At 45.5% G+C, this 14,792-nt stretch carries 12 protein-coding genes and 1 pseudogene; 7 read left to right on the forward strand and 6 right to left on the reverse strand.

Going from position 1 to position 14,792, the window contains the following annotated elements:
* Positions 1-672: 672 nt before the first annotated feature.
* On the forward strand, positions 673-1,185 hold the full coding sequence (locus BMX56_RS29230) for a DUF2199 domain-containing protein (protein WP_090653270.1): 513 nt from the start codon (positions 673-675) through the stop codon (positions 1,183-1,185).
* 123 nt (positions 1,186-1,308) lie between these two features.
* Here the strand turns inward: BMX56_RS29230 and BMX56_RS29235 are convergent, their stop codons facing one another.
* Entirely contained in the window at positions 1,309-1,863 is a 555-nt protein-coding gene (locus BMX56_RS29235; protein ID WP_090653271.1) for a dihydrofolate reductase family protein, read from the reverse strand.
* A gap of 1,065 nt (positions 1,864-2,928) precedes the next feature.
* Here BMX56_RS29235 and BMX56_RS29240 point away from each other — a divergent pair.
* The 5 genes and pseudogenes from BMX56_RS29240 (at position 2,929) to BMX56_RS29270 (ending at position 8,738) form a co-directional block, all read left to right on the forward strand.
* On the forward strand, positions 2,929-4,167 hold the full coding sequence (locus tag BMX56_RS29240) for a glycoside hydrolase family 76 protein (RefSeq protein WP_255369956.1): 1,239 nt from the start codon (positions 2,929-2,931) through the stop codon (positions 4,165-4,167).
* A gap of 1,766 nt (positions 4,168-5,933) precedes the next feature.
* Positions 5,934-7,268, forward strand: coding sequence for an argininosuccinate lyase (gene argH, locus BMX56_RS29255; RefSeq protein ID WP_090653274.1), 1,335 nt, complete (start codon positions 5,934-5,936; stop codon positions 7,266-7,268).
* Between the two features lie 4 nt (positions 7,269-7,272).
* Positions 7,273-7,737 (forward strand): HAD domain-containing protein, encoded by a 465-nt coding sequence (locus BMX56_RS29260; protein ID WP_090653275.1) that lies wholly within the window; start codon positions 7,273-7,275, stop codon positions 7,735-7,737.
* Positions 7,738-7,768: 31 nt separating this feature from the next.
* Positions 7,769-7,971: pseudogene (locus tag BMX56_RS29265) on the forward strand (YwbE family protein).
* A 62-nt stretch (positions 7,972-8,033) separates the two neighbouring features.
* Positions 8,034-8,738 (forward strand): DUF1345 domain-containing protein, encoded by a 705-nt coding sequence (locus BMX56_RS29270; protein WP_090653276.1) that lies wholly within the window; start codon positions 8,034-8,036, stop codon positions 8,736-8,738.
* Here BMX56_RS29270 and BMX56_RS29275 read toward each other — a convergent pair.
* From BMX56_RS29275 to BMX56_RS29295, 5 genes are all read right to left on the reverse strand, one after another.
* A complete protein-coding gene (locus BMX56_RS29275) occupies positions 8,735-9,661 on the reverse strand; it encodes a DUF72 domain-containing protein (protein WP_090653277.1) in 927 nt (308 codons plus the stop codon). The two genes, BMX56_RS29270 and BMX56_RS29275, sit on opposite strands and share 4 nt — an antisense overlap.
* 422 nt (positions 9,662-10,083) lie before the next feature.
* Positions 10,084-11,715, reverse strand: coding sequence for an amidase (locus tag BMX56_RS29280; protein WP_090653301.1), 1,632 nt, complete (start codon positions 11,713-11,715; stop codon positions 10,084-10,086).
* A gap of 118 nt (positions 11,716-11,833) precedes the next feature.
* On the reverse strand, positions 11,834-12,376 hold the full coding sequence (locus BMX56_RS29285) for a YbhB/YbcL family Raf kinase inhibitor-like protein (protein WP_090653278.1): 543 nt from the start codon (positions 12,374-12,376) through the stop codon (positions 11,834-11,836).
* Between the two features lie 88 nt (positions 12,377-12,464).
* The gene (locus BMX56_RS29290) at positions 12,465-13,319 is read right to left on the reverse strand and encodes a helix-turn-helix domain-containing protein (RefSeq protein ID WP_090653279.1); all 855 of its coding nucleotides are present in this window, start codon (positions 13,317-13,319) and stop codon (positions 12,465-12,467) included.
* A gap of 49 nt (positions 13,320-13,368) precedes the next feature.
* The gene (locus BMX56_RS29295) at positions 13,369-13,875 is read right to left on the reverse strand and encodes a hypothetical protein (RefSeq protein ID WP_090653280.1); all 507 of its coding nucleotides are present in this window, start codon (positions 13,873-13,875) and stop codon (positions 13,369-13,371) included.
* 267 nt (positions 13,876-14,142) lie between these two features.
* On the opposite strand from BMX56_RS29295, the gene BMX56_RS29300 reads away from it, so the two are divergent.
* A complete protein-coding gene (locus BMX56_RS29300) occupies positions 14,143-14,610 on the forward strand; it encodes a hypothetical protein (protein WP_143065564.1) in 468 nt (155 codons plus the stop codon).
* Positions 14,611-14,792 lie beyond the last annotated feature (182 nt).

The raw sequence follows: 14,792 nt of genomic DNA on the forward strand, positions 1-14,792 counted from the left end.
TTGATGGTATAATAAGAGCCGTATGAAGTGAGAGCTTCACGTACGGTTCTGTGAGAGGCTTGGGCTGAAATGCCCTTGCCTACTCGACCCTCCAGGCCTGTGTGCCCGCATGCAAATCACGATGTTGTTGTAAAGTCCTCGGCTCACAATTACCCCACAGCCCGCGTTAGTAATGGCAGTGGATACCGGCCAAGCGCCTAAGGCCTGTGCAGTATGAACGTACAGCACGGCCCGCAGGGAACGCCATTTTTAAAAGGCAAAAGTTAAAACTGCGCAGCACTCTTGAACACCTAAAAAAACAATTAAACAGTGAAAAATTCAAAAGTCAAAAAAATATCGGGTCGCAAAGTTTTGGCGTTAGTACCGAGTTGTAATTACCCAATGTTACGATTTTTAAACCCCAGCTGCAGACTACGCGCTTAGTTTTGTGAAGTCGGGTATAGCATTTAATACGGACAAAACTTATTAAATTTATTACTATAGCATAATCATTCGAAGTCTTCAAAACAGGGTAGGGAGCGCCAACAAGTGCCAGATGTCTTTAGTCGTCCTCATGCCTTTGTTTTGCTATAGCCTTCACTATTGTGCGCTGCGTGTTCTTGTTAAGTAATTACCATCAAAAACATTAATTTAGCCTACTAACTAACGCCCTTAGCTATCAACTTTAAAATTATGGATACTTCGTTCACCTGTATGTGCTGTGGTAAAAGTTATGAAGGGGTTCCGCTGTGTTTCGGTACCGATTTCCCATACCATTATTTCGCTATACCGGAAGATGAAATAGCTGCTCGGGTAGAAATTACAGAAAGCTTATGCGTAATTGACGAAACTTATTTTTTTCATAGGGGAAGGATAACTATACCGATTATTGACCATGATGAGAATTTGATATTCAATGTATGGACAACAATTAGCAGGGAAAATTTCGAAATACGGAATACTATCTGGAATGATGCCGAAAGAATAAACCACCCGCCTTATTTCGGCTGGCTGCAAACCAACATACCTGCCTACGGCAATACTATCAATATTAAAACTATGGTTCACGAAAATGAAGTTGGTTTAATCCCTGATGTAGAGGTGGATCCGGAACATCCGATTGGACAAAATCAGCTAAACGGGATAACTTATCAAACTGCTCTCGAAAAGGTACAGCTTATTCTCAGCTCGCTTCATGCCGGGTAGTTGATGCCGTTACTTTGTAAGCATCTTTTGTTAAGCCGCAAGTATCAGGTACACGGATTTTTTAGACCGGGAAGTCCACAAATCTTAGCATCCGGGAAATATGGATGCTGCTTCAAATTTCCCTCACCACCCCTTCACATAATGCAACCCCACGCATCCCGATTTAAAAACCTTGGCATCCACCAGTTTCCAGTTTAGTTTTTCCGGCAGGGGGAAATCTTCCATCAGCTTTTTCCTTTCGCCAATAATTACCGGGTGAATTACAATATGCATTTCGTCGACCAGGCCGAGCGCCATGAGTTGCGAACGCAGGCTTACGCCGGCGATGGAGATTTTTTTGCCGGGCTGCTGTTTCAGGTCCAGGATTTCGGCTTCCAGGTTGTCGCGCACAATGCGTGTATTGCCTTCCACGCTTTGGAGGGTGCGCGAAAAAACAATTTTATCAACGTCGACAACGGTTTGCGCAAACGCATTGCCCGCTGCCGTGCCCGACTGGGTTTTGGCCACCTCGGTCCAATACGGAACTATCAAATCGTACATTTTACGTCCGTATACCACCAGGTCTACGTCGTGCGCCAGGTCGGCAAAATATTGGTGAATTTCTTCATCGCCATTAAATTTGGTGTGGTCGTAACAGCCATCTATGCTGATATTCATGCCAAAAGTTACAGTTCTCATGGGGGTGGTTTTAAGGTTAATTCTTATTGACCGGTTTTGCTAAATAAATATCAAAAATAAAATACGGCATTTATAGCGGTGAGGGTAGTTCGCGACAAAAAAAGGGGCGTTTAAGTCGGAAGTCTGAAGTCTTTAGTCGGAAGTCAGATTTTTCAGGACTCAGGACTTTAGACTCAAGGCTCCCCCCGTGCATAGTTGATAAGTGGTTTCGTTGAAAGATAAAATTTATACAAAACATAAAAAATTTTCCCGACGCTTGGGGGCTGAGCCCCGCTGGCAGCATCCTACTATTATAAACCAATTGAAAAACAATACCATAAGCCGGGCAGGCGGGCGCTTTTAGCGTTTGCAGCAGCCGGGCTAAACCAACATTCGTGATTTTTTTAAGGGGCAGTTTTTACTGGCTGGGCGGGAGCGTGGCGTATGGTGGGGAAGACTCACCCGGCGAGGCTGCGCCCGCCACCCTCTCTCTTCACCTGCGGTGGAAAGAGGGGCTTGAACGAGGGATATACTGTTGAGGGGAATTAAATGGGGCAAGATGGGCTTGAAACGCGGGATATGCTGTTGACGGGGGATTAAACTCGGAAAGAGAAGTCCGAGTGCTGACCAACCCGATATGCTAAATTGATTCAGCACTTCAAGCCCCTCTTTCCGGCGAAGCCGAAGAGAGGGTGGCCAGCGCAGCGTAGCCGGGTGAGTGTTGGCCAGCGTTCAACAGGTTTTTAATAATGCCTTGGGCTATGGATGGCGTGTAGGGTATGGAGGTGAAGACTCACCCGGCGAGGCTACGCCCGCCACCCTCTCTTCACCTGCGGTGGAAAGAGGGGCTTGAACGGGGGATATACTGTTGAAGGGGATTAGATGGGGCAAGAGGGCTTGAAACGCCGGCTAAACCCGATATGCTAAATGCATTCAGCACTTCAAGCCCCTCTTTCCGGCGAAGCCGAAGAGAGGGTGGCCAGCGCAGCGTAGCCGGGTGAGTGTTGGCCAGCGTTCAACAGGTTTTTAATAATGCAACAAACAGGGGCGGGCTTTATATAAACCAATTAAACAAAATCAATTTCTATGAAAATTATGAAAAACAATGTTAAACAAACCGGCGGCGCGTTGGGCGTGCTGCGTGCTTTTAAATTGATGGGCCGGGCCGGGCGCGGCTTGTTGCTGGCGGCGATGGGCTGTATGGCGGTGGCATCGGGCTGTAAAAAGGAGGGGCAGTTGGCGGCTGGGTCGCCGGCTTCGGTAGCGGTGGCCGGCCGAAAGCTGGTAACCAATGCAACCCTGCCTACCCGTGCCGAGGCGCTGGTGGCTATGCAGGTGTACAATAATACGTTTTACAACCAGTATGGCACCTACGGCCCCAGCTATAAGGCCTACTACTGGAAAGACCAGAACCACACCGGCCGTATGGACTTTTGGACGCAGGCCGAGGCTATTGAAACCCTCATTGATGCCTACAATATAAACCCCAATGTAGATTTGAAGAACAAAATTAGCTACCTGTATAACGGCATGCGCGATGGTTACGGCCTTACCTGGGAAAGCAACATTTATAATGATGATATTATTTGGGGCAGCCTCATGTGCGTGCGCGCCTATGCCATTACCAACGATGGCGGCATGCTGGACATGGCCAAAAACAACTTCGCCATTGTGTGGAACCGTGCCTATGATACCGCCCTGGGCGGCGGCCTGTGGTGGACTACCGCCAAGCAAACCAAAAACGCCTGCGTAAACGCGCCGGCCATTATTTGCGCTATGAAGCTGTACGCTGCCACCGGCGATGCCAGTTACCAAACCAAAGCCAAGCTGCTGATGGATTGGATGGTGGCCACCCTGTATACCAGCAGCGGCGAGGTTAAGGGCGCTATAAACGCGGCCGGCACCATTACCGAAGGCAGCCGCTCATACACACAAGGCACTTTCATAGGCGCCTGCGATGCCCTGCGCCTGCAATACCCTGCCGTAAACTACGCCGCCATGGCCAATAACGTAATGAACTACAGTAAAAACAACATGTGCCAAACTCCCGGCGGAATTTTGCTTGATGAGTACGACACGGCCGATACCCAGGGCTTTAAGGGCATATTTGCCCGCTGGGCCTGTATTTATGTGCATTCGGCCGGGTTACAAAGCACTTATGGCAACTGGCTGGATGCCAACGCCACGCAGGCATGGTCGATACGCAACAGCAGCGGACAAATGTGGGGCAAATGGGCCACCCGCACCCCCGACGGCACCATCCTGAACGCCTTTGAAACCACACCCGGCGTAGCCATGGTGAATGGCATTTACTGGTACCGCTAAATTAATTTAGCATGTCCCTGTTTGTTTTATAGTTTTTTGTTTGATGATGCTTTTTGATGCTCCCGGAAGTTTAAATAATTGTGAATTAGAATTTTTAGCTGCAGGTAAATGTCTGAACCGGAATTTATCGAATTAAGGAATTAGCAGAATTTTTAGCTGCAAATTATTTGTCTGAATCAGAATTTGAGAATTAGCAGAATTTTAGCTGCAAATTTCATTACAGAAAAAACACCATGTTATCCCAAAAGTGTCAGCAGAGGGAGCTTCGGGCGAAAACGGCCAAAACGATGATGGGCTGTGCGGTGGCAGGGCATAGGATGTTTTTGCACGCGTGAGGGCCGACCGTGCCGGGGCAAAATAAATCCAGCCCAGGTTTTGGCCGTTTTGCAGGGCAAAGGCCCGTGCGGCAAAGAAGCATTTCTGCTGACTTGATTTTTGGTTACTTTGTATCAAGACAAAGTAACAGCCCTCCCGCGGCGAATGAGCGGGCCGATGTAGTAGTTTCTACAAAGTAATTTCGTAAATCAGAATTTTTCACACGTAAATGATTTTTCAAAGGTGTTCAAGAGGGCTGCGCCGTTTTCAGAATTAAAGAATTAGCAGAATTTTAGTTGCAAATTTCATTACAGAAAAACACCTCGTCGTCCCAAAAGTGTCAGCAGAGGGAGCTTCGGGCGAAAACGTCCAAAACGATGATGGGTGGTGCAGTGGCAGGGCATAGGATGTTTTTGCACGTGTGAGGGCCGACCGCGCCGGGGGGCAAAATAAATCCAGCCCAGGTTTTGTCCGTTTTGCAGGGCAAAGGCCCGTGCGGCAAAGAAGCATTCCTGCTGACTTGAATTTTGGTTACTTTGTTTCAAGACAAAGTAACAGCCCTCCCGTGGCGAATGAGCGGGCCGATGCTGTAGCTTCTACAAAGTAATTTCGTAAATCAGAATTTTTCACATGTAAATGATTTTTCAAAGGTGTTCAAGAGGGCTGCGCCGTTTTCAGAATTTGAGAATTGGCAGAATTTTAGCTGCAAATTTCATTACAGAAAAAACACCTCGTCGTCCCAAAAGTGTCAGCAGAGGGAGCTTCGGGTGAAAACGGCCAAAACGATGGTGGGTTGTGCGGTGGCAGGGCATAGGATGTTTTTGCACGTGTGAGGGCCGACCGCGCCGGGGCAAAATAAATCCAGCCCAGGTTTTGGCCGTTTTGCAGGGCAAAGGCCCGTGCGGCAAAGAAGCATTTCTGCTGACGGCCATTTTGGTTACTTTTGGGGCTTCAAAAGTAACAAGCCCCCCGCGGCGAATGAGCGGGCCGATGTTGTAGTTTCTACAAAATAATTTCGTAAATCAGAATTTTTCACATGTAAATGATTTTTCAAAGGTGTTCAAGAGGGCTGCGCCGTTTTCAGAATTTGAGAATTAGCAGAATTTTACGGTGCCCAACGAGTGCTTTACGTGGGGTGGCAGGTATGTAATAAGGGTGTAACAAGGTGCTAACAGAACCTGGCAGGGTGTTCACGGGTACAAACATCCACAGGCCACCCACCTCCGGCAAAACAGGACCAATTTACCTCGCCCCGAAATTATTCGAACACCTAATTATCTGATATATAATATTTTAAGTGTTCGGCCCCGAACACCTGTTTATTCCTGTAAAAAACCGAACACCTTGCGGTAGTATCAAACCCCAGGTTGTAACCGATGCTTCAAAAATCTTGATACCTGATACTTGCGACTTGATACTAAAATCTTGCTACTAAACTTTACATTTGCACCATGAGTAAGTTATGGCAAAAAACTACTAATGTAAATCAGCTGGTAGAGGATTTCACCGTAGGCAAGGATAGGGAATTTGACCAGGAAATGGCTGCGTTTGATGTGCTTGGCTCGCTGGCCCATACCCGTATGCTCCAAAGCATCGGCCTGATGGATAGTGCTGACCTTGAGCTTGTTCAGCGCGAGTTAAAGGCCATTTATGCCGATATTGAGGCCGGTAATTTCACCATTGAAGATGGGGTGGAGGATGTACACTCGCAGGTAGAAATGCTGCTAACCCAACGCATTGGCGATGCCGGCAAAAAGATCCATTCCGGCCGCTCCCGTAACGACCAGGTGTTGGTCGATCTCAAATTATTCTTCCGTCACCAGCTGCAACAGGTAGTTGAGGAAACAGAAACCCTTTTCCGCCAGTTGATTACACTAAGTGAGCAGCATAAAGATGTGCTGCTGCCTGGCTATACCCACCTGCAGGTGGCCATGCCATCCTCGTTCGGCCTGTGGTTTGGTGCCTATGCCGAAAGCCTTGCCGATGACCTGGAACTTGTATTGGCTGCTTATAAAATCACCAATAAAAACCCCTTGGGTTCGGCAGCCGGTTATGGCTCGTCGTTCCCGCTTAACCGTACGCTAACTACCCAATTATTAGGGTTTGATAGCCTGAATTACAACGTAGTATACGCCCAGATGGGCCGCGGTAAAACCGAGCGGATCATTGCCCAGGCCTTATCAAGTATAGCCGCCACCCTTGCCAAAATGGCTATGGACCAGGCGCTTTACCTGAGCCAGAACTTTGCCTTTGTAAGCTACCCCGATACACTAACTACCGGCAGCAGCATTATGCCACACAAAAAAAATCCGGATGTTTGGGAAATTATGCGTGGCAAATGCAACCGCCTGCAAGCCCTGCCAACCGATGTAGCCATGATGACCACCAACCTGCCATCCGGCTATCACCGCGAGCTGCAACTGCTTAAAGAACTCCTTTTCCCCGCCTTTGCTGACCTAAAGAAATGCCTGCATATGGCCACCTTCATGCTCCAAAATATAACGGTAAATGCTGATATACTGAAGGATCCCAAGTATGCCTACCTGTTTAGCGTTGAGGAAGTTAACCGTATGGTATTAAGTGGAACACCGTTCCGTGATGCTTACAAACAGGTGGGCTTAGCTATTGAGCAAGGCGATTTTAACCCCGACAAAACTGTAAACCACACCCACGAAGGCAGTATAGGCAACCTGGGTAACCAGCATATTACCGCCGCCTTTGATAAGCTGCTTACTAACTTTGATTTTGGGAAAGTTGAAACGGCAATAAAGGAGCTGGTGGCCTAACAAAATGGTAATCCTGCTGGATATAGATGGAGTATTGGTGACCGAACCGTCCTGGAAAAAGGTAGAAATTGGTGCCGATGGGTTCATGCTGTTTAACAAACAATCGGCAGAAAATCTGGTTGATATTTTGTCGCTAACAGGTGCCGACGTGGTTTTAGCCAGTACACATAGGATTAGCTTTACTATTGAACGTTGGCTGGAAATCTTCAAAATCAGGGGGATAGCTATTAATAAATTATCTAAACTTAACGATAGGCAATCCCTGTCGGATATGCAGGATCGTGGTAGCGAAATTCAGGAGTGGATACATAAGAACGGTGAGGCGAACTACGTCATTATAGATGATGACTTGTCAATAAATAACTTGCCAAATGCTATAAAGCAAAGGTGGGTTACCATCAAACCCTATCTTGGAATTGATATTGAGGCCAAACAAAAGGCTTTGGATATCCTTTTAAATAATCGGTGAAATCACCCTATAAATCAGTGTAATCCTAAAAATGAACGGACAAAACAGAAGCGATATCTTCCCCGGCCTGGAGGTGGATATTATCCTAAAAAAGACCAGCGCACGGGCGCCCTTACGCGCGGCATTGTGAAAAGGCTGTTAACCAGTGCATCATACCATTCCCGCGGCATTAAGGTACAGCTAGATGATGGCCAGGTTGGCCGCGTAGCCTGGATTGTTGAGGAGGAAGATTAATTCATAATTTCTACACAATTGTTTACCATATTTACCTTGTACTTACCATAGTACAATCCTATATGCCTGCAAACCCTCAACGAAAATCAAAATTATGGTTACGGTTAGATACGCATCACCGTTTATTAATTTCGTTTATTGTAGCTATTGCCACCCTAGCTTTTATTTGGGAACGTTTTAGTATACCAGCAATCGTCTTGGTTACGTGGTCGGCATTTGGGTTGAGCGTTATAGTGATGGATTGGATTATCATCCTGTCGTCGCACCCAATGGAGGTTAGGCACATAGCCAAAATCGAGGATTCCAGCCGGGTGTTGATATTTGCTTTTGTAATTGTAGCATCCATCATTAGTCTCCTGGCAATTTTTTTCCTGCTCAAATCATCTAAACAGCTATCGCCTGCCGTAGTTACAGGGCATGTGTTGTTAGGAATGACGTCGGTAATCATTTCCTGGATATTGGTGCACACCATATTTACCCTGCGTTATGCCCATATGTATTACGCCACAGATACCGACGGTGATAACAAGACTAAACCTTTGGGCGGATTGGAGTTTCCAGGCGATGATAAGGGTTTTGAGCCTGATTATCTTGATTTTGTTTACTTTTCCTTTGTGTTGGGGATGACTTTCCAGGTATCGGATATCGAGATCTCATCCCGGCAAATCCGCCGCCTGGCCTGGATTCACGGCATGATATCTTTTGCCTTTAATACTGCTATTGTGGCTTTGAGTATCAACGTGATATCAGGACTGGTATCAAACTAAAATAAACCGCCTTGCTGATCAATAAATTTGGGGCGAAGTAAATTGGTGCCAAGGGCCGCGTTTAATTTTTTGGTTACATAATCTGACAGTATGGGCGAAAACCGTTCGTCATGCTGATGCATAAAAAACCAAACCGATTTTAAACCTTCCTGCTGCCATTTTTTTATCCTTTCTACCCACATATCCAGGCGGGCTTCATCAATACTGTATTCGCCTATTTTATCGGTACAGCCCACAAAACGGATGAAGGCGTGAGGCGTGGGCAAACTCATGTGTATTACGTCCCGGCGTCCGGAGGCATCGGTTATTACGGCGCCAATATTAAGATCGCGAAACAGGCTGAATACTTTGTCGCTGTTTTCCTGTTGGGCAAACCATTCTTTATGCCGCAGCTCTACAAAAACGGGTACATCTTTGGGCAAAGCCTCCAGGTATGCTTTCAGTTCGGGGAAGCTTTTGGGCGTATAGTTATCGCTCAATTGCAAAAATAGTGGTCCCAGCTTTTCGCCAAATGCCATGATGCCTTCATAGTAAGTTGTTGTAACATCGTCGGCATTTTTTAACCTGCGGATGTGGCTGATACTTTGTGAAAATTTAGGGCAGAATTTAAAACCGGGGTTGCTTTCGGCTTTGGCTTTCCATTTGGCAATGGTATCCGGGCCGTAAACGTTATAAAATGTGGCATTCAGTTCAATGCAATCAAAGTGTTTTACGTATTCATCTAAAAAGTTAGCCTCTTTGGTTTTTGGGGGATAGATTTGCCCAATCCACTCCTTGCGGCCCCATTTGGCACAACCTACGTGAACCTGTATTGGCTCACTGTTTTTAGCTGTTGTTAATACCTTAGTGGTGAGTTCTGTATCGGGCGGAAGGGTGAAATCTATTAGGTGTAATTCTTCGGGTGCTACTTTGCCAAATTCCATGGTAAGCTTATTGGTGAACGGTTGGGCTAAGTTAGAAAAAGTTAAAATAAAAGTGCCGTAATTCGGCGCATTACTCAGGGCAAACGCATCAAAACAGGTGATGGAATGAGCTTATGGCGTCGGGAAGATATAAGCATCAAACGATACACTGTTTTTATTGGCTGATCGTGGTTAAATGATCCATGTACTAAAGGGACTTGTATTGACCAACAACAGGCACAAATATTTGGATCTGCCTAAATTGCGCCATCAGTTCCGTGTTAACCATGATAAAATATAAAATATTGATTATCAAATATTTAAAAATATTTTACCTGGAATGTGTTAAGTTATGTTAACCCAATTAGATGCGTTTGCCCTGGCACATTATCACTGAACGAGTTTAAACCTAATCAACCACTCTCCCAATCAACCACTCACTATTACCCCAACAAATCCACTTTAAACAAAGGCTTAACCCTTTTTTTACTCGCCTGCTCGTAAGCATATCCCAGCTTAATAATATCGCCTTCTTTCCAGGCAGTGCTAAAAAATGACAAACCAATGGGCAAGCCATGTAGTAATCCCATGGGTACGGTAATGTGCGGATAGCCCGCCATAGCTGCCGGGCTGGAAAAGCCGAAACCGTTGTCGTAATCGCCATTTACAAGGTCGATGCAAACTGCTGGGCCGTTGGTTGGGCCTATGATGGCATCCAGTTTGTTATCCGTTAAAATATTATCTATCGCTTTGCGGGTGCCGGTATTGGTTTGCTTTATTGCTTTCAGGTATTCTTCGGTATTTAAGTCGCCTTTGGCCTGGGCCAGTTCAAGGGTTTCCTGTTTAAAAAATGGCATCGCTTTGGCTTCGTTTTGCTTGTTATAGGTAATTACATCGGCCAGGGTTTTTACTTTGCTGTTGGCATTGCTTAAATATTGGTTCAGCCCATCTTTAAATTCATATAATAAAACAGGGAACTCGCTTTTGCCGATATCTTTCAGTTCTTTATTCAGTTCAACTTCAATTACGGTAGCGCCTTTACTTTCCAGGGTTTTAATGGCATCTTTTAGTAAAGCCACCATGCCTGGGTTACCCTCCATTGCCGATTTTTCGACCCCGAGACGTTTGCCTTTTAAGCCATCGGCATCCAAAAATTTGGTGTAGTCAGCCTCGGCCTTGCCTTTGCCGGCCAGGGTAAAACTATCTTGTGGGTCAACGCCGGCCAAGGCACCTAAAAAAATGGCCGCATCCTTAACGGTGCGGGCCATAGGCCCGGCGGTGTCCTGCGTTTTGGAGATAGGAATAATACCCGATCTGCTCCATAACCCCACAGTAGGTTTAATGCCCACCAGCCCGTTTACTGACGATGGCGATACTATTGAACCATCGGTTTCGGTGCCAATGGCTATGGTGCATAAGTTGGCCGCTACAGCAGTCCCCGAACCTGCGCTTGAGCCGCTGGGGTTGCGATCGAGAATGTAGGGGCATTTGGTTTGCCCGCCCCGGCTGCTCCATGCACTGGTAGAGTGTGTTGAACGGAAGTTGGCCCACTCGCTTAAATTGGTTTTGCCCAATAAAACCGCGCCGGCCTCGCGTAATTTGTGTACGATAAAAGCGTCCTGTTTGGCAAAATTGTCACTCAGGGCCAGCGAACCGGCAGTGGTGTGCATATTATCGCCGGTATTTATGTTATCTTTTATCAACACGGGTATGCCGTGTAAGGGGCCGCGTACTTTGCCTTTCTCCCGCTCTTTATCCATGGCATCAGCCATGTTTAAAGCATCCTTATTTAATTCAATAACGGAGTTTAGCTTAGGACCATTCTTGTCAATCTCGTCAATTCGTTTCAGGTAAAGTTCGGTAAGCAGGCGCGATGTATATTGCTTTGCCTTCATTTTTTCCTGTAAATCGGTTATGGTAGCTTCCGAAAGCTCGAACAGGTCATCCTTACTATCCGTAGCGGTGGTATCTGGTTTTTTATCGTCTGTTGCTGGCTGGCTGCATGATGCAGTAACCAATGTTGATAACGTAAGGCCAGCTAATGACCCTGTTTTAAGAAAATTTCGTCTGTGCATAACCGGTTGTTGAAAAGCATCTACAAGTAACAAAATATTTGTGGGATAAAAAATTATCAACCTGAAATGTTACAACATGTATTCATGTACAGCCGGTTTATGCACACACGTTTAGCAATTAACGTTTGGCATATATAATTAATGATGCTTTTGCGATAACATTCTGGTTTAACATAAAGCCAACCAATGCGGGTGATGCCTTATCGCCAATGCCAAGCTTATCTGTTTTTAAGGCGAAAATGGTGATGACATAGCCGTGCGCAGCATCATTTACCGGTGGGCAGGGGCCGCCATAACCTGGAACACCAAAATCGGTGTTGCCTTGTATGGTGCCAGCGGGCAACTCATTTGCAGATTGACTGCCCGCGCCTTGTTTAAGTTGATGAACACTGGCAGGGATATCAAAAACAACCCAGTGCCACCATCCACTGCCGGTAGGGGCGTTGGGATCGTACATGGTGATAGCGAAGCTTTTGGTGCCTTGTGGTGCATTTTGCCATTCCAGCTGCGGCGATTTGTTTAGCCCCGTGCAGCCAAATGTATTTGATGCAAATTCATTGGTGAATTGCCCGCCCAGGTCGGCGCTTTTTAATGTAAATGTTTGTGCTTTGGTGCTTAAGCAGCTTAGGGCAGCAAATAAAAATAAGAAGAACTTTTTCATGATTTTTTGGATATAAATAATATCCAAATGTGGCTTATTTTCGGTGGCAGGCGTTAATGCCGGCGGCTCAAAAACTATTGAAAACAGCTCATGCTTCTTGTGCGCTCACCTGGTATTGTTTTGGGCTTACGCCGAATTTTCTTTTAAATGCCGATGAAAAGTTCGAAAGGTTATCGTACCCAAAATCAATATAAAGCGATGTGGCATTTTTACCTTGTTCCAACTCCTGCCGGGCTACCTCAAGCTTTCTCTCGCGAATGTATTTGCCGGGGGCCATGTGGTAAACCTTTTCAAAGTCGCGTTTAAATGATGCCAGGCTCTTGTTGGCCAAAAAGGCCAGCTCATCAAGCGTAAGGTTATTGAAGAGGTTGTTCTCCACTACGTTTTTCAGCAGCAATTCGGGCGAGGGGGTGTTGCTGCGCAACAGGCCGGTCAATTGGCTACCGTAACTATCCAGCAAAACTAAAAGCAGCTCTTCTACTTTATTGGCCGCCAGCAGGTATGGCAAATTTTGCCCTTCGTCTATCAGCGTTTTCAGACTTTTAATATAGCCGGCAATGTAATTAGTTTGCCTGAACTTAATATAGTCTGGTGCTAACTGGACTGGCCGCGAGTTCAGTTTATGCCGGTTTAAAAAATCCTGGGCGAAAGCCGACGAAAAAAATACCAAAATACTGCTATATTGATGGTCGTTTAAAGTATGCTCGGCCATAATGGAATTTCCTTCGGGAATCACAATCCCCTCGCCGGTGCCTACAATAGTATTATTGGCCGGGCGAAAAATTGCTTTCTCGCCATTAATTACAAAGCTGATGGCATAGCAGTTAAATACTACCCTGCTGTTTTGCAGGCTATCCTTTTCGGTATAATGTACAAATGAGATATCACCGGCGGTTATTCGCCGTTGGTTTTCGGTAGCCTGGGGTATGTAAATGTTGGTCATAAATTCGTCTCTTTGTACGTAAATCTGGCAGTGAAGCCGTCAAAATCAACTACAGTATTTGCTCGGTAGTTGATTTTGGGATTTGTAAAGCCGGGTTAAAATCAGGGATCAGCTGTTTTATTTTATCGCTGGTGGAGTTGCTTAAATCCAAAAAAGACCATGTTTTGCCACCGTCCTTACTTATTGCCAGTAGATAGCTGTGGCTGATTATATGAGCGTTTGGCAGTTTAATGGTTAAGTTCTCCGGCACAAGGCAATGGGTTTCGGCACCTGCCTTGTAAAATTTTCCTGGGGAGCCTACTGTGGCGCTTTCAAAAATTACTCCCTGGGTTTTCATTTGTGCCATACCCTTGTTAACTATCGATACCATTTTTTGCTTACCACCCGCCATTTGCACAGCTTTAGGATAAGTATGGTTTATAATAGTTGCATAATCGCCGGCTATCATGGCCTGGGCCAAAATATTTGCCTGCTGTTTTACCGTAGCAGTGTCCTGGGCTAATGCGGTTAACGGCAAAATTGTAATGACGAACAGGTGAAATATGATTTTTTTCATGGCGTATATTTAAAAGTCTTTTTTATGGATGCAACTTGAATCTAATATAGGCTTTCGATAGGGTATAAAAAATATATTTTAGTTTGAGTACGGTTTAATATCGTTATCAATATCGAAGCAGGTTTGCTAATACTGCAAACCGGTACTTTACCTAAGCGATAGTAGCTGCAAAAGGGAGGCGGCACTATATCTGTATAAATTCCATTACAAAATGCAGGCGGCGTTAATTTTAGGTAACTTCATATTTAAAAACATAACTGCTTCCTGATGATGTTAAAATGTCTGATCAAAATAGTATCTCCGGTCATTTTAACGGCAAGTTTGCTGGGCTGCAGCCATGGTAAACAGGTGTTTAAGAGCGATTGCAATGATGATTTCTCGCCCGTTTATAAGCGTGTTCCTTTTACCGAGCTGGTAAAAAACCTAAAAAAGTATGATAGGCAATATGTAGAGGTTACCGGCAAATATATAGAAGCGCCAGAGCAATCCGCTTTGTTTAATGATAGCCTTTTTGCCGATCACTCGGCAGGGCATGCCATCTGGATAAATTTTAACCCCGATTGTCCGCTTTATTTAGAGGGAACGCGAATAGGTCTTTTTCAATATAATAACGGCCAGTTTACGCAGATAAATGATAAACATGTAACTATAAAGGGGCGGGTTGATGCCCACGATACCGGGCACCTGAACCAATACAAAGGAGCTATTGAAAGAATTAGTTATATCGATTTATAAATAAGCCTTGCCGGGCTGTTTAATATCATTAAAACAAAGTCTTAAACATCGTCATTGCGAGGTACGAAGCAATCCCCGATATGCTAAGTCCTACATAGTTCGGGATTGCTTCGTACCTCGCAATGACGCATGAATATTGCTTCATTCGAAGTCTAAAAATATTAATAAACCATTTTTAGATA

It is taken from the genome of Mucilaginibacter sp. OK283, assembly GCF_900110415.1.
In the GTDB taxonomy this organism is placed as follows: domain Bacteria; phylum Bacteroidota; class Bacteroidia; order Sphingobacteriales; family Sphingobacteriaceae; genus Mucilaginibacter.

What these genes read in the sequence shown, in the direction of transcription:
- BMX56_RS29230 (WP_090653270.1), top strand. Translation starts at nt 673, where the DNA reads ATGGATACTTCGTTCACCTGTATGTGCTGTGGTAAAAGTTATGAAGGG.
- BMX56_RS29235 (WP_090653271.1), bottom strand. Translation starts at nt 1,863, where the DNA reads ATGAGAACTGTAACTTTTGGCATGAATATCAGCATAGATGGCTGTTAC.
- BMX56_RS29240 (WP_255369956.1), top strand. Translation starts at nt 2,929, where the DNA reads ATGAAAATTATGAAAAACAATGTTAAACAAACCGGCGGCGCGTTGGGC.
- argH (WP_090653274.1), top strand. Translation starts at nt 5,934, where the DNA reads ATGAGTAAGTTATGGCAAAAAACTACTAATGTAAATCAGCTGGTAGAG.
- BMX56_RS29260 (WP_090653275.1), top strand. Translation starts at nt 7,273, where the DNA reads ATGGTAATCCTGCTGGATATAGATGGAGTATTGGTGACCGAACCGTCC.
- BMX56_RS29270 (WP_090653276.1), top strand. Translation starts at nt 8,034, where the DNA reads ATGCCTGCAAACCCTCAACGAAAATCAAAATTATGGTTACGGTTAGAT.
- BMX56_RS29275 (WP_090653277.1), bottom strand. Translation starts at nt 9,661, where the DNA reads ATGGAATTTGGCAAAGTAGCACCCGAAGAATTACACCTAATAGATTTC.
- BMX56_RS29280 (WP_090653301.1), bottom strand. Translation starts at nt 11,715, where the DNA reads ATGCACAGACGAAATTTTCTTAAAACAGGGTCATTAGCTGGCCTTACG.
- BMX56_RS29285 (WP_090653278.1), bottom strand. Translation starts at nt 12,376, where the DNA reads ATGAAAAAGTTCTTCTTATTTTTATTTGCTGCCCTAAGCTGCTTAAGC.
- BMX56_RS29290 (WP_090653279.1), bottom strand. Translation starts at nt 13,319, where the DNA reads ATGACCAACATTTACATACCCCAGGCTACCGAAAACCAACGGCGAATA.
- BMX56_RS29295 (WP_090653280.1), bottom strand. Translation starts at nt 13,875, where the DNA reads ATGAAAAAAATCATATTTCACCTGTTCGTCATTACAATTTTGCCGTTA.
- BMX56_RS29300 (WP_143065564.1), top strand. Translation starts at nt 14,143, where the DNA reads ATGATGTTAAAATGTCTGATCAAAATAGTATCTCCGGTCATTTTAACG.